Source organism: Nonomuraea sp. NPDC005730 (assembly GCF_040630865.1).
Taxonomy (GTDB): domain Bacteria; phylum Actinomycetota; class Actinomycetes; order Streptosporangiales; family Streptosporangiaceae; genus Nonomuraea.
In genome coordinates this window covers 49,429-70,956 of sequence record NZ_JBEXYK010000056.1, presented here as the reverse complement: position 1 = coordinate 70,956, position 21,528 = coordinate 49,429, and the positions used below count along the sequence as shown (strand labels likewise).

Annotated in this window: 19 protein-coding genes; 15 read left to right on the top strand and 4 right to left on the bottom strand. The window is 72.3% G+C overall.

Features of this window, described 5'->3' with window-relative positions; all coding sequences use genetic code 11:
- Positions 1-47: 47 nt before the first annotated feature.
- Together ABZ444_RS40025 and ABZ444_RS40020 are read right to left on the bottom strand one after the other, a co-directional pair.
- Positions 48-455 carry a pyridoxamine 5'-phosphate oxidase family protein gene (locus ABZ444_RS40025; protein ID WP_357969495.1) on the bottom strand — a complete coding sequence of 136 codons (408 nt, stop codon included), beginning with the start codon at positions 453-455 and terminating at the stop codon, positions 48-50.
- Positions 456-520: 65 nt separating this feature from the next.
- Positions 521-1,162 (bottom strand): response regulator transcription factor, encoded by a 642-nt coding sequence (locus ABZ444_RS40020; protein ID WP_357969496.1) that lies wholly within the window; start codon positions 1,160-1,162, stop codon positions 521-523.
- Positions 1,163-1,350: 188 nt separating this feature from the next.
- Here ABZ444_RS40020 and ABZ444_RS40015 point away from each other — a divergent pair, with 188 nt between their 5' ends.
- Genes ABZ444_RS40015 through ABZ444_RS39990 form a run of 6 tightly spaced genes read left to right on the top strand, consistent with a single transcriptional unit; the run spans position 1,351 to position 9,004 of the window.
- Positions 1,351-4,992 carry a nitrate reductase subunit alpha gene (locus ABZ444_RS40015; protein WP_358008899.1) on the top strand — a complete coding sequence of 1,214 codons (3,642 nt, stop codon included), beginning with the start codon at positions 1,351-1,353 and terminating at the stop codon, positions 4,990-4,992.
- Entirely contained in the window at positions 4,992-6,542 is a 1,551-nt protein-coding gene (narH, locus tag ABZ444_RS40010) for a nitrate reductase subunit beta (RefSeq protein ID WP_357969499.1), read from the top strand. The genes ABZ444_RS40015 and narH overlap by 1 nt, the downstream gene beginning before the upstream one ends.
- On the top strand, positions 6,539-7,201 hold the full coding sequence (gene narJ, locus ABZ444_RS40005) for a nitrate reductase molybdenum cofactor assembly chaperone (protein WP_358008895.1): 663 nt from the start codon (positions 6,539-6,541) through the stop codon (positions 7,199-7,201). Before narH ends, narJ begins: the two co-directional genes overlap by 4 nt.
- Entirely contained in the window at positions 7,198-7,884 is a 687-nt protein-coding gene (gene narI, locus ABZ444_RS40000; RefSeq protein ID WP_357969505.1) for a respiratory nitrate reductase subunit gamma, read from the top strand. Before narJ ends, narI begins: the two co-directional genes overlap by 4 nt.
- Positions 7,885-7,914: 30 nt before the next feature.
- Positions 7,915-8,139: a hypothetical protein gene (locus tag ABZ444_RS39995; protein ID WP_358008893.1), complete on the top strand. Its 225-nt coding sequence runs from the start codon at positions 7,915-7,917 to the stop codon at positions 8,137-8,139.
- 28 nt (positions 8,140-8,167) lie between these two features.
- Entirely contained in the window at positions 8,168-9,004 is an 837-nt protein-coding gene (locus tag ABZ444_RS39990) for a universal stress protein (protein ID WP_358008891.1), read from the top strand.
- Here ABZ444_RS39990 and ABZ444_RS39985 read toward each other — a convergent pair.
- Positions 8,976-9,668 (bottom strand): pyridoxamine 5'-phosphate oxidase family protein, encoded by a 693-nt coding sequence (locus ABZ444_RS39985; protein WP_358008889.1) that lies wholly within the window; start codon positions 9,666-9,668, stop codon positions 8,976-8,978. The two genes, ABZ444_RS39990 and ABZ444_RS39985, sit on opposite strands and share 29 nt — an antisense overlap.
- A 110-nt stretch (positions 9,669-9,778) precedes the next feature.
- On the opposite strand from ABZ444_RS39985, the gene ABZ444_RS39980 reads away from it, so the two are divergent.
- Positions 9,779-11,152: a cytochrome ubiquinol oxidase subunit I gene (locus ABZ444_RS39980; RefSeq protein ID WP_358008887.1), complete on the top strand. Its 1,374-nt coding sequence runs from the start codon at positions 9,779-9,781 to the stop codon at positions 11,150-11,152.
- A gap of 7 nt (positions 11,153-11,159) precedes the next feature.
- Positions 11,160-12,131, top strand: coding sequence for a cytochrome d ubiquinol oxidase subunit II (gene cydB / locus ABZ444_RS39975; protein ID WP_358008885.1), 972 nt, complete (start codon positions 11,160-11,162; stop codon positions 12,129-12,131).
- Positions 12,132-12,158: 27 nt separating this feature from the next.
- On the opposite strand, the gene ABZ444_RS39970 is transcribed toward cydB, so the two are convergent.
- Positions 12,159-13,052 carry an SGNH/GDSL hydrolase family protein gene (locus ABZ444_RS39970; protein WP_358008883.1) on the bottom strand — a complete coding sequence of 298 codons (894 nt, stop codon included), beginning with the start codon at positions 13,050-13,052 and terminating at the stop codon, positions 12,159-12,161.
- 292 nt (positions 13,053-13,344) lie between these two features.
- Here ABZ444_RS39970 and ABZ444_RS39965 point away from each other — a divergent pair, with 292 nt between their 5' ends.
- The 7 genes from ABZ444_RS39965 (at position 13,345) to ABZ444_RS39935 (ending at position 21,511) form a co-directional block, all read left to right on the top strand.
- Entirely contained in the window at positions 13,345-14,412 is a 1,068-nt protein-coding gene (locus tag ABZ444_RS39965; RefSeq protein ID WP_358008881.1) for a LacI family DNA-binding transcriptional regulator, read from the top strand.
- Positions 14,413-14,519: 107 nt separating this feature from the next.
- Complete coding sequence (locus ABZ444_RS39960; RefSeq protein ID WP_358008879.1) at positions 14,520-15,782, top strand: extracellular solute-binding protein; 1,263 nt, start codon at positions 14,520-14,522, stop codon at positions 15,780-15,782.
- A 3-nt stretch (positions 15,783-15,785) separates the two neighbouring features.
- A complete protein-coding gene (locus tag ABZ444_RS39955; protein ID WP_358008877.1) occupies positions 15,786-16,748 on the top strand; it encodes a sugar ABC transporter permease in 963 nt (320 codons plus the stop codon).
- Positions 16,745-17,575: a carbohydrate ABC transporter permease gene (locus ABZ444_RS39950; RefSeq protein WP_358008875.1), complete on the top strand. Its 831-nt coding sequence runs from the start codon at positions 16,745-16,747 to the stop codon at positions 17,573-17,575. Before ABZ444_RS39955 ends, ABZ444_RS39950 begins: the two co-directional genes overlap by 4 nt.
- Positions 17,576-17,607: 32 nt before the next feature.
- Complete coding sequence (locus ABZ444_RS39945) at positions 17,608-18,813, top strand: family 1 glycosylhydrolase (protein WP_358008873.1); 1,206 nt, start codon at positions 17,608-17,610, stop codon at positions 18,811-18,813.
- Positions 18,810-19,982, top strand: coding sequence for a GDSL-type esterase/lipase family protein (locus ABZ444_RS39940; protein ID WP_358008871.1), 1,173 nt, complete (start codon positions 18,810-18,812; stop codon positions 19,980-19,982). Before ABZ444_RS39945 ends, ABZ444_RS39940 begins: the two co-directional genes overlap by 4 nt.
- A complete protein-coding gene (locus ABZ444_RS39935; protein ID WP_358008869.1) occupies positions 19,979-21,511 on the top strand; it encodes a family 20 glycosylhydrolase in 1,533 nt (510 codons plus the stop codon). Before ABZ444_RS39940 ends, ABZ444_RS39935 begins: the two co-directional genes overlap by 4 nt.
- Positions 21,512-21,528 lie beyond the last annotated feature (17 nt).

Here is a 21,528-nt window from a genome sequence, read left to right as displayed (position 1 = left end):
GGCCCGGCCATCGGCCGGGCCCCGCACGAACGCGTCTCAACGGTACGTCACTCACCGATCCGGCGGCCGGACACCTGCTCGGCGTCGACCACGATGTAGTGGTCACGGCTGCCCGGAGCCCACGGGGACAGGGGCAGCGCGGCCAGCCGGGCCATCTCGGCCGGATCGGTCACCGCCCGCGCGTGCCCGACCGCCGTCACCGACCAGCCGGTGCGCATCGCGGGATCGAACTCGTCGGCCTCGAACGCCACCACGGCGTGCCGGGTGGCCGCGGCCAGCTTCGACCCGATCGAGGTACGGATGACGACGCGCTCGCCGTCGAGGCAGAAGTTGACCGGCTGCACGGCCGGCAGGGCGCGATCGGTGAAGACGATCCGCCCGATCGGCGTGGACGACAGCAGGCGCAGGCACTCCTCACGGGAGAGCACCTGGAGCCCGGACGAATCGAGTTGCATGCTTCTCAGCCTCCCACCAGGTACGTTCCCGGCGTCAGAGGCGAAAGTCCCAACGCGGAGGACGCTCAGTCGCGGCGGTCGGCCCGCAACCGCGCCGACAGCGCGGCGGCCTGCGTCCGGCGCTGCATGTTGAGCTTGGCCAGCAGGTTGGACACGTAGTTCTTGACCGTCTTCTCGGCCAGGAACATGCGCTCGCCGATCTGCCGGTTGGTCAGCCCCTCGCCGATCAGGTCGAGGATGTGCCGCTCCTGCTCCGACAGCGCCGCCAGCGGGTCCTGCCGGGCGGCCTGGTCGCGCAGCCGCTGCAACATGGCGGCGGTGGTCTGCGGGTCGAGCAGCGACTGCCCGGAGGCCACCGTGCGCACCGCGCCGACCAGGTCGGAGCCGTGGATCTGCTTGAGCACGTAGCCCGAGGCGCCGGCCATCACCGCGTCGAACAGGGCGTCGTCGTCGGCGAACGAGGTCAGCATGAGGCAGGCCAGCCCCGGCAGCTTCGAGCGCACCTCGCGGCACACGTCGACGCCGTTGCCGTCGGGCAGGCGCACGTCGAGCACCGCGACGTCGGGCTTCAGGGCCGGGATGCGGGCGATCGCCGACTCGGCGGTCCCGGCCTCGCCGATCACCTCGATGTCGTCCTCGGAGCCCAGCAGGGCGGCCACGCCACGCCGCACGACCTCGTGATCGTCGAGAAGGAACACACGAATCATGTCTCCGACGCTACCGCCTCCCGTCACCCGGAAGTAGGGACCAAGGTCCCCGGCCGCCGGTCGTGGGCCCATCGGCCGGTACGAAGGGACTTTGGTCCCTGCCGGGAGCACATGCCCACCCACCAGCCTGGAGCCATGACCGTTGTGGCAGGGGAAAAGTTGTGAGCGACATAGACGCGATCCCGGGCATGGGGCCGTTGCTGGCCGCCAGGAAGTTCTTCACCAGGGCGGAGGTGTCGGCCGACGGCCGCACCCTGCACCAGATCGATTCCGGCGCCTGGGACCGCTTCTACCGGGACCGGTGGGCGCACGACAAGGTGGTGCGCTCGACGCACGGCGTGAACTGCACGGGCTCGTGCTCCTGGCAGGTGTTCGTCAAGGACGGCCTGATCACGTGGGAGCACCAGGCCACCGACTACCCGTCGGTCGGCCCGGAGTCGCCCGAGTACGAGCCGCGCGGCTGCCCCCGTGGCGCCTCCTTCTCCTGGTACACCTACTCTCCCTCGCGGGTGCGCTACCCGTACGTGCGCGGCGTGCTGCTGGAGATGTGGCGCGAGGCCAAGGCCAGGCTGGGCGACCCCGTGCTGGCGTGGGCGGAGCTGACCGGCGACCCGGAGCGCGCGCGGGCCTACAAGCGGGCCCGCGGCAAGGGCGGGTTCGTCCGGTCGAGCTGGGAGGAGGTCCTGGAGCTCATGGCCGCCGCCCACGTGCACACCATCAAGGACCACGGCCCCGACCGGGTGGTGGGCTTCTCGCCGATCCCGGCGATGTCGATGGCCTCGTTCGCGGCCGGCACCCGCTTCCTGTCGATGATCGGCGGCACGCTGCTGTCGTTCTACGACTGGTACGCCGACCTGCCGATCGCCTCGCCGCAGGTGTGGGGCGACCAGACCGACGTGCCCGAGGCGGCCGACTGGTGGAACTCCCGCTACCTGATCATGTGGGGCTCCAACATCCCGGTCACCCGCACGCCGGACGCCCACTTCATGACCGAGGCCCGCTACCAGGGCACCAAGGTCGTCGCGGTCAGCCCGGACTACGCCGACAACGTCAAGTTCGCCGACGACTGGCTCGCGCCGCACCCGGGCACCGACGGCGCCCTGGCCATGGCGATGGGCCACGTGACGCTGACCGAGTTCTTCCGCGACCGCCAGGTGCCGTACTTCACCGACTACGTGCGCAAGTACACCGACCTGCCGTTCCTGGTGACGCTGGAGCCGCGCGGCGACGCGTACGTGCCGCGCCGCTTCCTGACCGCCGCCGACCTGGGCCAGGAGAGCGAGAACGCCGAGTTCAAGACCGTCTTCCTGGACGAGACGACCGGCGCGGCGCAGGTGCCGAACGGCTCGCTCGGCCACCGCTGGGGCCAGGAGGGCGAGGGCCGCTGGAACCTCGACCTGGACGGCGCCGTCCCCGCGCTGACCTTGCTCGGCCGGTCCGGGCGCGCGGTCGAGGTGGACCTGCCGCGCTTCGACGAGGGCCCCACCGAGGGAGGCTCGGTCATGCGCCGCGGCGTCCCGGTCACCGAGATGGCCGGCAAGCTCGTCACGACGGTGTTCGACCTGCTCATGGCCCAGTACGGCGTGGCCCGCGACCTGCCCGGCGAGTGGCCGGCGAGCTACGAGGACGCCACGCAGCCCTACACCCCGGCCTGGGCGGAGGAGATCACCTCGGTCCCGGCCGCCACGATCGCCAGGATCGCCCGCGAGTTCGCCCGCAACGCCGAGCGCACCGAGGGCCGGTCGATGATCGCGATGGGCGCCGGCACCAACCACTGGTTCCACTCCGACCAGATCTACCGCTCGTTCCTGACGCTGGTGCTGCTGACCGGCTGCCAGGGCGTCAACGGCGGCGGCTGGGCGCACTACGTGGGCCAGGAGAAGGTCCGCCCGGTCACCGGCTTCCAGCACCTGGCCTTCGGCTTCGACTGGCAGCGTCCGACCCGGCACATGGCCGGCACCGCGTTCTGGTACCTGGCCACCGACCAGTGGCGCTACGAGAGCTTCGGGGCCGGCGAGCTGGCCAGCCCGCTGGGCGAGGGCAGGTTCGCGGGCCGCTCGTTCGCCGACTGCAACGCCCAGGCGGCCCGGTTGGGCTGGCTGCCCTCGCACCCGACGTTCGACCGCAACCCGCTCAAGCTCGCCGACGAGGCCGCCGCGCGCGGCGTCCCGGTGGCCGAGCACGTGGTGGACGAGCTGAAGGCGGGCCGGCTGCGCTTCGCCGCCGAGGACCCGGGCGACCCGGCCAACTTCCCGCGGGTGCTGACCGTGTGGCGGGCCAACCTGCTCGGCTCGTCCGGCAAGGGCAACGAGTACTTCCTGCGCCACCTGCTCGGCGCCGACGCCGAGGCGCGCAACGAGGAGACGCCCGAGGGGCTGCGCCCGGCCGAGGTGACCTGGCGGGAGAACGCCGCCGAGGGCAAGCTCGACCTGCTGACGACGATCGACTTCCGGATGACGTCCACGGCGCTGTTCTCCGACGTGGTCCTGCCCGCCGCCACCTGGTACGAGAAGCACGACCTGTCCAGCACCGACATGCACCCGTTCGTGCACGCCTTCAACCCGGCCATCACCCCGCCCTGGCAGACCAGGTCCGACCACGACGCCTTCCTCGGGCTGGCCGACGCCTTCTCCGAGCTGGCCGCCCGCCACCTGGGCCGGCGCACCGACGTGCTGGCCGTCCCGCTCACCCACGACACCCCGGACGAGCTGGCCCAGCCGGGCGGCCGGGTGCGCGACTGGAAGCACGGCGAGTGCGAGCCCGTCCCGGGCCGGACGATGCCCAAGATCATCACGGTCGAGCGCGACTACGGCGCCGTCGCCGAGCGCGTCCGCGGGATCGGGCCGCTGTTCGCCGACCTGGGCCTGACCACCAAGGGCATCACCTACCAGGTGGGCCCCGAGCTGGAGTACCTGCGCGAGCAGAACGGCCAGACCCCCGAGGGCCACATCTCCCTCGGCACCGCCGACCGGATGTGCGAGGCCATCCTCACGCTGTCCGGCACCACCAACGGCCGCCTGGCCACCCAGGGCTTCGAGACCATGGAGAAGCGCACCGGGACCAGGCTCGCCGACCTGGCCGCCGAGCACGAGGGCAAGCGCATCACGTTCGCCGACACGCGGTCGAGGCCGCAGCCGGTGATCACCTCGCCCGAGTGGTCCGGCTCGGAGACCGGCGGGCGCCGCTACTCCGCCTTCGTCATCAACGTCGAACGCGACAAACCGTGGCACACCCTGACCGGCCGGCAGCAGTTCTTCCTCGACCACGACTGGATCATCGAGCTGGGCGAGCAGCTTCCCGCCTACCGGCCGCCGCTCGACCTGCGCCGCCACCACGGCGACCAGCGCGACGGGCAGGCTGATGGGCAGGGGGCCGAGGTCACCGTGCGGTACCTGACGCCGCATTCCAAGTGGTCGATCCACTCCGAGTACCAGGACAACGCGTACATGCTGGCCCTGTCGCGGGGCGGGCCGACGATCTGGATGAGCGTCGAGGACGCCGCCTCGATCGGGGCCGCCGACAACGACTGGATCGAGGCGTACAACCGCAACGGCGTGGTCGTGGCCAGGGCGGTCGTCTCCCACCGGATGCCGGCCGGGACCGTGTACATGTACCACGCCAAGGACCGCAACGTGAACGTCCCGCTCACCGAGCGGTCGGGCCGGCGCGGCGGCGTGCACAACTCCCTCACCCGGCTGCTGCTCAAGCCCAGCCACCTCATCGGCGGGTACGCGCAGTTCACCTACGCCTTCAACTACTACGGGCCGACCGGCAACCAGCGTGACGAGATCACGGTGATCCGCCGCCGCGGCCAGGAGGTGACCTACTGATGCGCGTCATGGCACAGGTCGCCATGGTGATGAACCTGGACAAGTGCATCGGCTGCCACACCTGTTCCGTCACCTGCAAGCAGACCTGGACCAACCGGGACGGCGTCGAGTACGTCTGGTTCAACAACGTCGAGACCAAGCCCGGCGTCGGCTACCCCAAGCGGTACGAGGACCAGGAACGCTGGCACGGCGGCTGGCAGCTCGACGGGCGCGGCCGGCTCAAGCTGCGCGCGGGCGGCCGGGTCAAGCGGCTGCTCAGCCTGTTCTCCAACCCCGACCTGCCGGACCTGGACGACTACTACGAGCCGGCCACCTACGACTACGACACCCTGCTCAACGCCCCCGCCGGGCCGCACGTGCCGGTCATCCGTCCCAAGTCGGCCATCACCGGCAAGGACATGAACATCACGTGGGGGGCGAACTGGGAGGACGACCTCGGCGGCGCCCCCGAGCACGCCCACGGCGACCCCAACCTGGCGGCCATGGCCGAGAAGGTGCGCATGGAGTTCGACCAGACCTTCATGTTCCACCTGCCGCGCATCTGCGAGCACTGCCTCAACCCGGCGTGCGTGGCCGCCTGCCCCTCCGGCGCGATGTACAAGCGGGAGGAGGACGGCATCGTCCTGGTGGACCAGGACCGCTGCCGCGGCTGGCGCATGTGCGTCTCGTCGTGCCCGTACAAGAAGGTGTACGTCAACCACAAGACCGGCAAGGCCGAGAAGTGCACGTTCTGCTTCCCCCGCATCGAGGCGGGACAGCCGACCGTGTGCGCCGAGACCTGCGTGGGCCGGCTGCGCTACATCGGCCTCGTCCTGTACGACGCCGACGCCGTGCTCGCCGCCGCCCGCGTGCCCGACCCGCGCGACCTGCTGGAGGCCCAGCGCAAGGTGTTCCTCGACCCCGACGACCCGCAGGTGGCCGCCGCCGCGCGGGCCTCCGGGATCAGCGAGGACTGGATCGAGGCCGCGCGGCGCTCACCGATCTACCGGCTGGCCATGCGCTACCGGGTGGCGCTGCCGCTGCACCCGGAGTACCGCACGCTGCCGATGGTCTGGTACATCCCGCCGCTGTCGCCGGTGCTCGACGCCGTGACCGGCGCCGGCGCGGACGCCGACGACCCCGACAACGTCTTCCACGCCATCACCGACCTGCGCATCCCGCTGGAGTACCTGGCCGGGCTGTTCAGCGCCGGGGACACCGAGGTGGTGGCCGGGGTGCTGATGAAGCTGTCGGCGATGCGCGGCTACATGCGGGCCCGCACCGTCGACGGCACCGTGGCAGAGGACCTGCTGGAGTCGGCCGGGATGACGGCGCGAGACATGGAGGAGATGTACCGCCTGCTGGCCGTCGCCAAGTACGAGGAGCGCTACGTCGTGCCCGCCGCTCACCGCGAGGACGCCGCCGCGTTGTCGGCCCAGGCCGCCGGGTGCAGCCTGGACGGCGACGGCGGCCCCGGCATGAGCGAGTTCCACCCGACCGGCGTGACCGGCCGCCGCAGCGACGGACGCCTGGGCCTGAAGCTGTTCACCGGCAAGGGGCCGGCGTCATGAGACTGCTGCCCGCCCCCGACACCGTCGTCGAACGGCCGCAGGATCGCGCCGCGCTGCTCCGGCTGGTCTCGCTGCTGCTGCAGTACCCGGACGCCGGGCTGCTGGCCGCCCGCCCCGAGCTGCGCAAGGCCGTCGCCGCGCTGCCCGACGGGCATCCGCGCCAGGCGCTGGAGCAGTTCCTGTGGTGGTTCGGCGACCGGCAGCCGATGCCGCTGGCCCGCCACTACGTCGAGACCTTCGACCTGCGCCGCAAGTCCAGCCTCTACCTCACCTACTACCTGCACGGCGACACCCGCCGCCGGGGCATGGCCCTGCTGACGCTCAAGCAGCGCTACCGCGTGGCCGGGCTCACCCCGCCCGAGGGCGAGCTGCCCGACTTCCTGCCGGTGGTGTGCGAGTTCGCCGCGCTGGCCGGGCCGGACGTGGGAGAGGCGCCGCTGCGCCAGCACCGCAAGGGGCTGGAGCTCGTCCGCACCGCCCTGCACGAGACCGGCTCGCCGTACGCGCTCGTGCTGGACGCCCTGTGCGCGGTGCTGCCCGGCATGTCGGCGGCCGAGCGGGCCGCGGTGGCCGACCTCGCCCTGGCCGGCCCGCCCGCCGAGGACGTCGGCCTGGCCCTGTACGGGCCGCCGCTGAACGAGAGTGAGGTACGGCCGTGAGCGTCGTGCTCTGGGCGATCGTCCCCTATGTCGCTTTGACGATCTTCGTCGCCGGGCACGTCTGGCGCTGGCGGGTGGACCAGTTCGGCTGGACCACCCGTACCACGCAGGTGCTGGAGAGCAGGCTGCTGCGGCTCGGCTCGCCGCTGTTCCACCTGGGCGCGTTCGCGGCCATCGGCGGTCACGTGCTCGGCCTGCTCGTCCCCAAGAGCTGGACCGAGGCCGTCGGCGTGGACGAGCACCTCTACCACCTGGTGTCGGTCAGCGCCGGGACCGTGGCCGGGGTCATGGTCGTCGCGGGCCTGGCGCTGCTGCTGGCCCGGCGCCTGACCAGCCCGCGGGTGCGGCGCACCACCACCCGCGCCGACAAGGTGCTGTTCACCGTGCTGGCCGTGGTGATCGTGCTGGGCATGGCCGCGACCGTGGGCAGCAACCTGCTCGGCGGCGGCTACGACTACCGGGCCACGATCGCCGTCTGGTTCCGGGGCGTGCTGACCTTCCGTCCCGACCCGCGGCTGATGGCCGACGTGCCGCTGCTGTTCCAGCTGCACGCGATGTCGGCCTGGCTGCTGGCGGCGATCTGGCCGTTCACCCGGCTGGTGCACGTGTGGTCGGCGCCGGTGGCGTACCTGTGGCGGCCCTACGTCGTCTACCGGCGGCGCGTGCCCGTCCGGTCGCGCTGACCGGCGCCCGCCGAGGGGAGGGGCACGCGGATGAGCGTCGCCAGGGTGGCGGTGGCGCTGCTGGCCGCCGCCGGTGCGGCGCTGGTGGCGGCCGGCCCGGTCACGGCCGCCCAGAAGAGCACGGCACGCGTCGAGATCCGGATGGACCGGCGCGGACAGCTGATCAGGCCGGTCGGCGACGTCCCCTGCGCGGACGGCCCGGCGTCGTGCGCGCCGCTCCTCGCGGGGACGCCGACGACCCGGCCGCGGACCTGAGGGCGCGAGCCCGGGAAGGAGAGGTGTGATGGGCGGTCAGATCGTGGTGGCGGTGGACGGATCCGCGCCCGCGACCGCGGCGGTGGAATGGGCGGCGGCCGACGCCGCGCGGCGCGGGCTGGACCTGCGGATCGTGCACGTGCGCCGGGCGGACGGTTCCGCCCGCGTACTGGAGGCCGCCGCCGCCCTGGCCGGGCCGGTCGGGGTGACGGCGGAGGCGCTCACCGGGAACGTCGTGGACACCCTGGTCGCGGAGTCGCCGTCGGCCGACAGCCTGGTGCTGGGCTGGCGCGGGCTCGGCGGGTTCACCGGCATGTCGGCCGGGTCGGTGAGCGTCGCCGTGGCCGGGCACGCCGCCGGCCCGGTCGTCGTCGTCCGGACGCCGCCGCAGGGGCGGCACGACCGGGTGGTGGTCGGCTTCGACGGCTCCGGGCACGCGCGGGCGGCCATGGAGTACGCCGTCGAGCAGGCCAGGGCGCGCCGGGCGCGGCTGCACGTGGTCTCGGCCTGGCAGATCCCGGTCTCCTCGCCGTACGCCGCCGCCTACGGCAGCCTCATCGAGGTCATGCAGGACGCCGACCGTCAGGCGCACGGGCACGTCGTCCCGTGGCGGCAGGCCAATCCCGACCTGGTCATCACCGAGGAACAGCCGTGCGAGCACCCGGTCTCCGCCCTGGTCCGCGCCGCCGGGACGGCCGACCTGGTGGTGGTGGGCTCGCGCGGGCTCGGCGGGTTCGCCTCGGCCGTGCTGGGCTCGGTCGGCCACGGGGTGCTGCACCACGCGGCCTGCCCGGTGGCGGTCGTCCGGCCCCGTTTCCAGCTCCTGGCCCCACTTCTCACATGGAGTGGATGCGCCGGCCGGTGACGTGGTGGGGGACGATCCGGATGTGCAGCCGCCGGTCGCCGCCCGCCCACGGGGTGACGTCCGGCTCGACCTGCTCGTCCGGGGTCACGTGGTGGGCGGGCCCCTGCACGAGCACGCTCCACCCCTGCCGCCGGGCCTCGTCGATCCGGTCGACCTCGAAGCCCACCATGACCTCGACGCCCTCCAGCCCGGTCCGCAGGTCCTGGTCGAGCGGGCCGCCCGCGGCGGTGCGGAAGACGACGGCGCCGTCGTGCACACGGAAGTTGACGGGCAGCACCGTCGGCCCGTGCGAGCCGTTGAACGCGATCCGGCCGATGCCGCCGGACGCGATCAGGCGCAGGCACTCCTCGCGTTCGAGGACCTCCAGGACGGGCTCGGCCATCGCGGGCCCGACGCCCGGCGGACGGTCACGCCCGCCGCCCAGCAGATCCTGGCCGGTGGTCCCGAGCGCGTCGGCCAGGCGGTTCAGGGTTCCCCTGTCCGGGATGTCCACGTGCTCCTCCATGTACCGGAGGTAGCCGGTGGACATGTCCGCCCGCTCCGCCACCTGCTCGACGGTGAGCCCCAGCCGCTGCCGGTGGTACTGGATGCGGTGGCCGAAGTCGCCGGTCCCTGTCACTGTCTCCTCCTGCTCGTAGGCGCCGCGCGTGACGAAGCTACCCACGCACCCCGTACCCCGGACAGGGTCTTTCGCCCCTTCATGGGACCAACGTCCCTTCCCCCGGGGACGCACGGCCCTACGGCGCGGGGGCCTGGAGGAGGAGCCTGGCCTGCATGGATGTCCTGGATCTCTCCCGGTGGCAGTTCGGCATCACGACCGTCTACCACTTTCTCTTCGTGCCGCTCACGATCGGCCTGTCGATCATCGTGGCCGGTCTGCAGACGGCGTGGCACCGGACGAAGAAGCCGGAGTACCTGCGGCTGACCCGGTTCTGGGGCCGGCTGTTCCTGATCAACTTCGCCATGGGCGTGGTCACGGGCATCGTGCAGGAGTTCCAGTTCGGGATGAACTGGAGTGACTACTCCCGCTTCGTCGGCGACGTGTTCGGGGCGCCCCTGGCCATGGAAGGGCTGATGGCCTTCTTCCTGGAGTCCACCTTCCTCGGCCTGTGGATCTTCGGCTGGGACCGGCTGTCGCCCCGGCTGCACCTGGCCACGATCTGGCTGGCGGCCATCGGCACCAACATCTCGGCCTACTTCATCCTGGCGGCCAACTCCTGGATGCAGCACCCCGTCGGCTACCGGATCAACAACGGCCGCGCCGAGCTGACCGACATCTGGGCCGTCCTGACCAACTCGACCACGCTGGTCACCTTCCCGCACGTCCTGTTCGGGGCGTTCCTGACCGCGGCCGCGTTCGTGCTGGGCGTCAGCGCCTGGTTCCTGCTGCGCAGGCGGGACGTCTCCCTCTTCCGTACCTCGGCCCGGCTGGCGCTGGCCGTCAGCCTGGTCTCGGCGGTCGGGGTGTCGTTCTCCGGCCACTGGCAGGCCCAGATCATGACCGAGCAGCAGCCGATGAAGATGGCCGCCGCCGAGGCCCTGTGGGAGGACGAGACCTCCGCCGGCTTCTCCCTGTTCGCCATCGGCGACGTCGAGAACGGCCGCAACCACGTCAACCTGCAGATCCCGTACGGCCTGAGCCTGCTGTCCACCAACACCCTGGACGGCGAGGTCGAGGGCATCAACGACATCCAGGCCCGCTACGAGGCCCTGTACGGCCCCGGCGACTACCGGCCGATCGTCGGCCTGGCCTACTGGTCCTTCCGGCTGATGATCGGGTTCGGCATGGTGTCGGCGCTGCTCGCCCTGGCCGGGCTCTGGCTGACCAGGCGCGGCCGGCTGCCCGCGGGCCGCTGGGCCTACCGGCTGGCCATCGCCGGGATCGGCCTGCCGTTCCTGGCCAACAGCATGGGCTGGATCTTCACCGAGATGGGCCGCCAGCCGTGGACCGTCTTCGGGCTGATGCGCACCGCCTACGCCGTCTCGCCGACGGCGGACGTCCCCTCGGTGGCCATCACGCTGGTCGGCTTCACCCTGGCCTACGCCGTGCTGGCGATCATCGAGATCCGGCTGCTGGTCAAGTTCATCCGGATCGGGCCGAACGAGCAGGACGAGCCCGAGACCGCCGTCCCCGCGCTGAGCTACTGAGGAAATCATGGAAAACGTCTGGTTCGTACTGATCGCCGTGCTGTGGACCGGCTACTTCCTGCTGGAGGGCTTCGACTTCGGCGTCGGCATCCTGATGCCCGTGCTGAGCCGCGAGGAGGCCGACCGGCGAGCCGTCCTGAGGACGATCGGCCCGGTGTGGGACGGCAACGAGGTGTGGCTGCTGGTGGCCGGCGGCGCGACCTTCGCCGCCTTCCCCGAGTGGTACGCCACCCTGTTCAGCGGCTTCTACCTGCCGCTGTTCCTCATCCTGCTGGCGCTCATCGCCCGAGGCGTGGCCCTGGAGTACCGCAGCAAGAGCGACAGCACGCGCGGCTGGGACCGGGCGCTGTTCTGGGGCTCGCTCGTCCCGGCCTTCCTGTGGGGCGTCGCGTTCGCCAACATCGTGCGCGGTGTGCCGCTGAACGCCGAGCACGAGTACACCGGCACGCTGCTGACCCTGCTCAACCCGTTCGCGCTGCTCGGCGGGCTGGCCACGCTGCTGCTGTTCACCCTGCACGGCGCGGTCTTCCTGGCCCTGCGCACCACCGGCGACCTGCGCCTGGCCGCCGGCCGGATGGCCAAGAGCATCTCCCCGGCGGCGTTCCTGGTCGTGATGGCGTTCCTGCTGCTCTCGGACGGCGGCGGCGGGGCGCTGCGGTGGGCCGCCGTGGCGCTGGTCGCGCTCGGCCTGGCCGGCGCGGTGGCCGCGACCGTGCGCGGCCGTGACGGGTGGGCCTTCACCGCCAGCGCGGTCGCCGTGGTCGCCCTGGTGGCCGCGATCTTCGGCGGCCTGTGGCCGAACGTCATGCCCGCCCTGGACCCGGCCAACAGCCTGACCGTCACCAACGCGGCCTCCAGCCCGTACACGCTGACGGTGATGACCTGGGTCGCGGCCGTCTTCATGCCCCTGGTGCTGGCCTACCAGGCATGGACGTACTGGGTGTTCCGCCGCCGCCTCACCGGCGCCGTCCGAACCTGACGGACGGCCGGATCGGCGGCGGCGCCGTCACCGCCGGGCGGCGTCCATGGCGGTCAGCACGGCGGTGGACATGGCCTGGTGGCCCGCGGCGTTGGGGTGGAGTCCCGCCGAGTCCACCCCCTCCATCGGCTCCATCCACCGCACGTCGAGGGGCTTGCACAGGTCGTGGCCCACCGAGCCGGTGTAGGTGTCGACGAATCCGGCGCCGCCCGCCGCGGCGCGGGCGGCGAGCATGGTGTTGAGGCGCTTCTCCACGTCCCGCAGCCAGGGGGCGTCGCCCTTGGCGATGGGGACGGTCGAATAGCAGTTGCTCCCGTCGTCCGGCATGATGACCGGATAGCCGACGACGAGGATGTCCGCGCCGGGGGAGCGCCGCCTGATCTCCTGGAGCACGGCGTCGATCTTGTCGCCCGTGGCGGCGATGCGCCCGGCGAGCTGGTCGATGCCGGCCAGGGTGTAGCTGGCCTTGCACGGCGAACCGCCGGGGTTGAGCTTTCCGAGGATGACGCAGCGGCCGATGATGCCGCTGACGTTGATGTCGTTGCCGCCGATCCCCAGGGTGACCAGGTCCGTCTCCGGACGGAGCGCGTCCAGCTGGGGTGGGGCCGCGCCCTGTGAGCCGGTCATGTGCGCCGTGGTCGCGCCGGCGCAGCTGACGTCCGTGAAGGTGGCGACGGTCCGCGCGGCCGCGGTCAGAGTCGGGTAGTTGCGGTCGGAACGGCCGCAGTCGGCGTCCGTCTGGCTGGGGATGCCGGGGCCCGCGGTGTAGGAGTCGCCGAGGGCCACATAGTGGCCGACGGCGGTGCCGCGGGCGGAGGCGTGCGCGGTCGGCGTCGCGAGGACCGCCGTGACGACTGTCGTGACGACCGCCGCGGAGAGCGCGAGGGATTTCTTCCTGAACTGCCGGCTGGACCCGAGCATGGCCACCTTCTCTGGACGGGGGGTGAGGGCAGGGGCCGGCGCCCGGCGGCGGGCCGGCGCGTCGGCGGAGGCGAACGCCGCGCACGCAGGGCGAACCCGCGGCGCACGGCCATTTCCTACCAGGTGGTTAGTTTTGCCGGGGCGCGGGCGTCCCGTCAAGATCCCGGTCGCGGTCGCCTCCGGAACGGCGTACGGACGAGGTGATCATCGGCCGGGCGCGGCGCGTAGGGTGGTGACCTGAGCGGATACGATCCGTTCGCAGGCGACGCCGGGAAGGGCGGGTGATGGTCCGGTGGCGCAGAGGGCGACCGTCTACGACGTCGCTGAGCGGGCAGGCGTCTCCATCGCGACGGTCTCGCACACCTTCCGGCAGCCGGAGAAGGTTCGCCCGGAGACGCGCGAGCTGGTCCTGCGGGCCGCGCGAGCCCTCGGCTACGTGCCGAGCGGCAGCGCGCGCGGGCTCGCGAAGGGCCGCTCCCAGGCGCTCGGCCTGTACGCCTTCGACATGTTCCTGCCCGCCGACCTCGGCGTCCAGGATCTCGACGCCATGGTGGCCCGGGAGCTCGACGGCCTCGGCGACGTGCGGCGATTCCCGCTCTACGTCGACGAGATCCAGCGCGGGTTCGAGCTGGAGGCGCAGCGGCTGGGCCGCCCGGTGATGCTCGGATCGGGGGCCAGCCGCGACTCGCTGGGCAGCTTCGACCTGGCCGGCAGCGTCGACGGCCTGGCGATCTTCCCGGGCGGCGCGGCGCGCGATCTGCTGGAGCACGTGGGGCGCGGCGTTCCCGTGGTGATCTTCAGCAGCCCGCCCATGCACGACCCGCTGCACCACATCACGGTGGCCAACGAGAGCGCCGTGCGCGAGCTCGTCGATCACCTGGTCGAGCGGCACGGCCGCCGGTCTCCCGCGTTCCTCGGCGAGCCGGCCGCGCCCGACATCGCCGCCCGGTTCGCCGGGTTCCAGGCCGCGCTGGCCGCGCACGGGCTGCCGGTCCCCGAGGAACCGTTCGACACCACCGTGCTGGCCCAGGACAGCCTGCGCTCGTTGCGCGCCGCCATCGCGGCCGGCGACGTGCCGGACGCCCTGGTCTGCGCCACCGACCAGCTCGCGTTCACCGTGCTGGACCTCCTGGCCCGGCACGGCATCCGGGTGCCGGACGACGTCGCGATCACCGGTTTCGACGGGATCGTCGCCGGGCGGCTCTCGGACCCGACGCTGACCACCGTCCGCCAGCCCTTCGCCTCGATGGGGCGGCTCGCGGTGCGCATCCTGACCGACACCGCGGCGGGGGTGTCCCACCCCAGGTCGTACGTGCTGCCGACCCGCATGGTCCTCGGCCGCAGTTGCGGCTGCTCCTGACGGAGTTTTATCTCGATTGCGCAATGAGGCTGGATTTCCGGCGAGTTAAGCGCATAAATTCACAGCCGTTCGGGAGAGGCACACAGGCCGACAGGAAGGAACTGGCCGTGCGACACAGATCAGCAGTGGCGGCCCTGGCCGCGATCAGCGCCGCGACGGTGCTCACCGCATGCGGCCGGGCCGACGAGGGCGCCGGACGGCCCCAGCCGTCCTCCAGCGTCGCGGCCAAGGCCACGGGCGCGATCACCATGTGGGCGATGGGCAACGAGGGCGACCTCCTGCCCGAGTTCGTGAAGAAGTTCGAGGCCGCCAACCCGGGGGTCACGGTGAACGTGACCGCCATCCCCTGGGACTCGGCCTACCAGAAGTTCCAGACCGCCATCGCATCCGGGAACGTTCCAGACCTGGCCATGATGCCCGGCCTGCCGGTGTTCAAGGACGCCTTCTCGCCCGTGCCCGGCGCCATCGACACCGCGGGCATGTACCCGGGAGCCGTCTCGACCGGCACGATCGGCGGGCGGCTCCTGGAGGTGCCGTGGTACGTCGACGTCCGCGCGCTCTACTACCGGACGGACCTCGCCCGCAAGGCCGGCTGGGACAAGCCCCCGGCCACATGGGACGAGCTGCGGCGGATGGCGGCCGACCTGCAGCGCAAGGCCGGCGCGAAGTGGGGCATCCGGCTGCCCGCGGGCACGACCGGATCGTTCCTGTCCTCGCTCTGGATGCCGTGGTCCAACGGCGCGGAGCTCATGAACGCCGACCAGTCCTCGTGGACGCTCGACACCCCGGAGTTCGCCTCGGCGTACGAGTACCTGGCGTCGTACTTCAAGCAGCGCATAGCCGATCCGAACGCCGACACGGCGCCCGCCGCCGCGGTGAAGGACTTCCTGACGGGCACGACGCCGATGCTCGTCGCCGGCCCCTTCCTGCGCGGCGCCATCTCCCAGGCCGGCGGCGACGCGTTCGCCGGCAAGTACGCGACCGCGCCGCTTCCGGCGGGGAAGAGCTCGACCTCGTTCGTCGGAGGCGCGAACCTCGTGGTCTTCAAGGCCGCCAAGAACCCCGATTCGGCCTGGAAGCTCGTCCAGTGGCTCAGCGAGCCCCAGACCCAGGCGGCCTGGTACAAGGTCAGCGGCGACCTGCCGGCGACCCGGAGCGCGTGGCAGGATCCGGCGCTGGTCGCCGACCCGACGCTCGCGGCGTTCGCCGAGCAGCTCAAGACGGCCAAGGCGCCGCCGCAGCTGGTCGGCTTCGACAAGGTCGGCGCGGCGGGCGACGCCGCGATCGAACAGATCATCAAGGGCGGCCGGCCGGTGGCGGACACGCTGCGCAAGCTCCAGCAGCAGGCCGACGGCATCGGGGTGTCCTGAGCGGTGTCGAACCCCATGTCGCCGACCGCCCCCGGACGGGCGCGCGCCCCCCGTGACGTGCGCGCCCGCCGGGCCGCGGGGGCCAACTCCGAACGCCGGCGCCGGCAGACGACGGTCGCCTGGCTGTTCGCCGCGCCGTTCGTCGTCGTCTTCGCGGTGTTCATGGTCCTGCCGATCGCCGGTTCGATCGGCTTCTCCTTCACGGACCTGACCGCGCGGGACATCCAGTCGCCCTTCAACGTGAACTTCGTGGGTCTCCAGCAGTACGCGGACGTCCTCACCGATCCGGAGTTCCAGAACGCCGCCGGGGTGACGGCGCTGTTCGTCCTCATCGGCATCCCCGCCACGGTGGCGCTCGGGCTGGGGCTGGCGCTGGCGCTCAACTCCGGGATCCGCCGGCTCAGGCCGATCTACCGCGTCGCCTTCTACGCGCCGGTGGTGACGAGCGTCGTCGCGGTCTCGGTCATCTGGCGCCACATCCTCGCCCGCGACGGGCTGCTCAACATGGTCCTCGCCCTGGTCGGCGTGGACGGGCCGGACTGGTTGAACAGCACCACCTGGGCGCTGCCCTCGTTGATCCTGATGGCCGTCTGGCGCAACACCGGGACCCTCATGGTGATCTTCCTGGCCGGGCTGCAGGCCGTCCCGGCCGACGTCGCGGAGGCGGCGGCGATGGACGGCGCCGGGCCCTGGCGCCGCCTGCGCAGCATCACGCTCCCGCTGCTGCGCCCCACGATCCTGCTGGGCTGCGTCCTCATCTCGGTCGGCTACCTGCAGTTCTTCGAGGAGGCTTTCGTGATGACGCAGGGCGGGCCGCTCGGCTCCACGCTCTCCATGACCTACTACACGTTCAACGCCTTCGGGTTCGGCGACTTCGCCAAGGCGTCCGCGGCGAGCTACATCATGTTCGTCGTCATCGCGGCGGTCGGCGTCCTGCAGTTCCGCCTGCTCAGGAGGGCCACATGAGCCGGCCGGGACCCCTGACGGCGCGTTCGCTCACCTACGTGGTGCTGACCGCCGGCGTGGTGCTGTGGCTCGCGCCGTTCGCCTGGATGGTGCTGGGCGCGTTCAAGACGCAGGACGAGATCTTCGCCGACCCCCCGACGTGGTGGCCGCACGCGCCCACCGGCGGGAACTTCGCCCGCTGGCTCACCGAGCTGCACTTCGGCACCTTCTTCGGCAACAGCCTCGTCGTCGCCGTGCTCACCGTGCTCGGCAACCTGCTGTTCTGCTCGATGGTCGGCTACGCGCTGGCCAAGATGGACTTCGCCGGGAAGCGCGTCCTGCTCGGCGTCGTGCTGGTGACCATCATGGTGCCCGGCGTGGTGACGTTCGTCCCGCTCTTCGTGATCGTCGCGAAGATGGGCATCCTCGACACGTACGGGGCTCTGGTGCTGCCGTTCCTCACGCAGCCCGTGGGCGTCTTCCTGATGCGCCAGTTCATGCTGGACATCCCCGACTCGCTGCTGGAGGCCGCGCGCATCGACGGCGCCTCCGAGACGAGGATCTTCACCCGGGTCGTGCTGCCGCTGTGCGGCCCCGCGCTGGCCACCCTCGGCATCCTCACCTTCCTGGGCTCGTGGAACAACTTCCTGTGGCCGCTCGTGGCGAGCCAGACCGAGTCGATGTACACGCTGCCGGTGGCGCTCTCGCTCTATTCCACCGGCCAGTACGCGACCGACTACGGCACGCTGCTCGCCGGCGCCGTGCTGATCATCACGCCGATCCTCGCGCTCTTCGTGTCCCTGCAGCGCCACTTCGTGCAGGGCATCGCCACCATGGGCCTCAAATGACCACACCTCCGACACCCAAGACAGGATCGAACATGGCGACTTCGCAGCCGCTGGCCTTTCCCGACGGTTTCCTGTGGGGCGCGTCGACGGCGGCCCACCAGGTGGAGGGGAACAACGTCGGAAGCGACTTCTGGCAGGCCGAGCAGGACGGGAGCTGGGGCCTGCCCGAGCGTTCTGGGGACGCCTGCGACAGCTTCCACCGGTGGCCCGAAGACCTGGACATCGCGCGCGACCTCGGTCTCAACGCCTACCGGTTCAGCGTCGAATGGGCCCGCGTGGTCCCCGCCCCCGGTCACCCGTCACCGGCCATGCTGGACCACTACCGCCGGATCATCGAAGGATGCGGGCGGCGCGGGCTGACCCCGGTCGTCACGCTCCACCACTTCACCAGCCCCGCGTGGCTGGGCGCCGGGGGCGGATGGACCTCCGGGGAGGCGGTCGCGCACTTCGCCGACTACGTCCGCGCGGTGCTGCCGATCCTCGACGGCGTGCCCTGGGTCTGCACGATCAACGAGCCCAACATGGTCGCCCTGATGGCCGCGCGCCGCAGGCACGGCGCCGGCGAACCGGTGCCCTCCTTCGTCCCGCCGGATCCCGACGTGACCGCCGCGCTGGCACGCGCGCACGAGGCGGCCCGCGACCTGCTCGCCTCCGTGCCCGGACTGCGATCGGGATGGACGGTGGCCAACCAGAACGTGCAGGACCACGGCGCCGGCCCCGACCGCGCCGCCGAGCTGTCGTACCTGGTCGACGACCAGTACATCGACCTGGCGAAGGGCGACGACTTCATCGGCGTGCAGGCCTACAGCCGCCTGCGCGCGGGCGGGGAAGGCGTCATCGCCCCCGGCCCGGCCGACAGGCGCACGATGACCGGCTGGGAGTACTACCCCCTCGCGCTGGAGGACGCGGTCCGGCACACAGCCGCCCGGCTCGGCGGATCGACACCGCTGCTCGTGACCGAGAACGGCATCGCGACCGGCGACGACGACGAACGGATCGCGTACACGACGGAGGCCGTGACGGGCCTGGCCCGCGCCATGGCCGACGGCGTCGACGTGCGCGGATACCTGCACTGGTCATTGCTGGACAACTACGAGTGGGGATCGTGGACGCCCACGTTCGGCCTCGTCGCGGTCGACCGGACCACGTTCCGGCGCACGGTCAAGCCCAGCGCCCGCTGGTTCGGGCGGCTCGCCCAGAGCCCGGCGGCCGCTCTGGGCGGAACGGCCGTGTCGTGACGGAGACCCTGGACGTGCTCCTGGACGCCGCGGACCTGGCCCGGTTCGTCGACGGCGCGGCCGCCCTCGACCCGGGAGCCCATGGCGGCCTGCGCCCGCGCCGGCTGCCGCCGTGGGCGCGCGCACAACATGACGACCCCTGGTTCGACCTGATGGAACAGGCGCCCGCCGGCGTCTCACTCCGCTTCGCCACGAGCGCGACCGTGCTGCGGCTCCGCCTGCACACCCGCTCGCTCCGGCCGGCCGGCACCGAGGTCGCCAGGCCGCACAGCCTCGCCGTCGTCGTCGACGGCGCGGTGGCGGAACACGTCGCGATCCCCGAAGGGGACGTCGTCGTCATCGGCGCCGGCCGGCACGTCGCCGGCCGGGAACACCGCGATCCGTCCGCCGTGACGGTGGCCCTCGTCCCCGACGGCGGGGAGAAGCAGGTCGAGATCATGCTGCCGCACGACTGCGCGGTCGAGGTCATCGGCCTGGAGGCCGACGCCCCGATCTCGCCGCCGTCCGCCGGCGGCTTCCCGCGCTGGACGCATCACGGCAGCTCCATCAGCCATGGGCTGCAGGCCGCCACCCCCGACCGCACCTGGCCGGCGCGGGTCGCCCTGGGCACCGGCTGGCGCCTGCGCAACCTGTCCTTCGGCGGGAACGCGCAGCTCGACCCGTTCGTCGCCCGCATGATCAGGGACACCCCCGCGGACCTGATCACCCTGAAGATGGGGATCAACCTCGTGAACGCGGACTCGATGCGGGCCAGGACGATGCTGCCCGCGGTGCACGGCTTCCTCGACCTGATCCGCGAGGGCCATCCGGACACGCCGGTGGTCCTCATCACCGCGATCGCCTGCCCGGCGCACGAGCACACGCCGGGACCGACCGTCGATCGCGGCGGCACGGCCGGCGGGGCGGAACGGACCCTGGAGGCCGACGACGGCGCCCTCACGCTGGCCGCCACGCGCCGGATCATCGAGCGCGTCCACGCCGGGCGCGTCGCCGACGACCCCCACCTGCACCTGGTGGACGGCCGTACCTTGCTGGGCGAGCAGGACGCGCGCCTGCTGGGCGACGGGCTCCACCCCACGCAGGAGGGGCTGGGCCTCATCGCGCGGCGCTTCCAGGACACGGTGGCCGGCCTGCCGGCCCTGGCGGGGCTGCTCGGCGGCCGGCGATGAGGGCCGCGCTGGTGCCCTGGCCGCACACGGTCGCGCTCGACCACGCGACGACGACCGTCCTGCACCCCGGTCGCGTCGAGATCCGGGCGGACGATCGTCTGCGCGACGCCCGCGCGTGGCTCGAAGCCGAGTTCGCCCGCCTCCCCGCCCCCTCGGCGGGCGACCCGCCGCCGTCGCGCGTCGTCCTGCTGATCGGCGAGGCTCCCGGCGACGTGCCGCCCGCCGGCGGCATCGCGCCGGAACAGCTCCCTCCGGACGAGCGGCACACCGTGACGATCGCCCCAGGGGAGATCACGGTCACCGGGCCGAGCCCGCACGCGGTCCTGCGGGGCGCCGCGACGCTGGTGCAGCTGGCGGAGTGCGCGGCGGGCCGGCTGCCGGTGGGGCGCATCGCCGACGGGCCCGCCCTGGCGTGGCGGGGCCTGATGCTCGACGTCGTCCGGCATCCGTTCCACCCGGACGAGATCCGCCGCGTCATCGACCTGCTGACGCGATACAAGCTGAACGTGCTGCACCTGCATCTCACGGACTCCGGCGGCTGGCGGCTGCAGTCCGCGGCCCGTCCCGCGCTGGACGCGACCTCGCCCGGCGAGCTGATCACGCGGCGCGAGCTGGCGGAGCTGACGGCGTACGCCGGAGCGCGCGGAGTGACGATCGTGCCCGAGATCGACCTCCCCGGCCACGCCCACGCCGCGATCCGCGCCTACCCGGGGCTCGCCGGCGACGGGACCGCGGCCCGCCTGGGCTACGTGGATCCGGCCATGCCCGGGGCCGAGTCCTTCATCGCCGAGACCGTCACCGAGTTCGCGCAGGCGTCCGGTGCCCGGTTCGTCCACGTCGGGGGTGATGAGCCGTTCGGGATGCCCTTCACGGCCTACACGCGCGCGGTCGGCGCGGCCGTCCGCGCGGCGCACGATGCCGGCAGCCGGGTCGTGGCCTGGCAGGAGACGGTACGCGCCGGCGCGCTGGGCGACGGCGACCTCGTGCAGCTGTGGATCGGCGCGGAGACGAGCATCGACGCCGACGCCAAGAAGGCGGAGCTGCCGGAGTCCGCGCACACGTTCGTCGACCAGATGGTGGCGTTGTTCGCCCTCGCGCCGTCCGACGGTCCCGCCGCGGCGGCGGCCGGGCTGCCGGTGCTGCTGTCCTCCAGCGACGTGCTGTACCTCGACCGCCCGTACGCCGAGCCCGCCGCGGACGCCGAAGGGGAGGCACGACGGGCCCGGCTCGGGTTCCGCGACTATCCGGCCAAGACCCTCCGGCAGATGTTCGACTGGACCCCGCGGTCCCTGGTGTCGGGACTCGACGTGCGCGTCGCCGGCGTGGAGGCCGCGATCTGGTCGGAGACGATCACGTCCTTCGACGATCTGGCGTTCCTGCTGCTCCCCCGTCTCCCGGCCGCGGCCGAACGATCCTGGACGCGTGAGCCGGCGACCTGGGAGGACCACCGGGCACGCCTGCGACCGCACGCCGCGACGTGGGAGGCGACGGGATGGGGAGCGGCGTACCGGCCCGCGGCGGAGCCGTGACTCCGCCGCGGCCCCGG

Coding starts and splice junctions, on each gene's coding strand:
- ABZ444_RS39980 (WP_358008887.1), top strand. CDS start 9,779: ATGGATGTCCTGGATCTCTCCCGGTGGCAGTTCGGCATCACGACCGTC.
- cydB (WP_358008885.1), top strand. CDS start 11,160: ATGGAAAACGTCTGGTTCGTACTGATCGCCGTGCTGTGGACCGGCTAC.
- narJ (WP_358008895.1), top strand. CDS start 6,539: ATGAGACTGCTGCCCGCCCCCGACACCGTCGTCGAACGGCCGCAGGAT.
- ABZ444_RS39995 (WP_358008893.1), top strand. CDS start 7,915: ATGAGCGTCGCCAGGGTGGCGGTGGCGCTGCTGGCCGCCGCCGGTGCG.
- ABZ444_RS40020 (WP_357969496.1), bottom strand. CDS start 1,162: ATGATTCGTGTGTTCCTTCTCGACGATCACGAGGTCGTGCGGCGTGGC.
- ABZ444_RS39970 (WP_358008883.1), bottom strand. CDS start 13,052: ATGCTCGGGTCCAGCCGGCAGTTCAGGAAGAAATCCCTCGCGCTCTCC.
- ABZ444_RS39950 (WP_358008875.1), top strand. CDS start 16,745: ATGAGCCGGCCGGGACCCCTGACGGCGCGTTCGCTCACCTACGTGGTG.
- narH (WP_357969499.1), top strand. CDS start 4,992: ATGCGCGTCATGGCACAGGTCGCCATGGTGATGAACCTGGACAAGTGC.
- ABZ444_RS40015 (WP_358008899.1), top strand. CDS start 1,351: ATGGGGCCGTTGCTGGCCGCCAGGAAGTTCTTCACCAGGGCGGAGGTG.
- ABZ444_RS39990 (WP_358008891.1), top strand. CDS start 8,168: ATGGGCGGTCAGATCGTGGTGGCGGTGGACGGATCCGCGCCCGCGACC.
- ABZ444_RS39935 (WP_358008869.1), top strand. CDS start 19,979: ATGAGGGCCGCGCTGGTGCCCTGGCCGCACACGGTCGCGCTCGACCAC.
- ABZ444_RS40025 (WP_357969495.1), bottom strand. CDS start 455: ATGCAACTCGATTCGTCCGGGCTCCAGGTGCTCTCCCGTGAGGAGTGC.
- ABZ444_RS39945 (WP_358008873.1), top strand. CDS start 17,608: ATGGCGACTTCGCAGCCGCTGGCCTTTCCCGACGGTTTCCTGTGGGGC.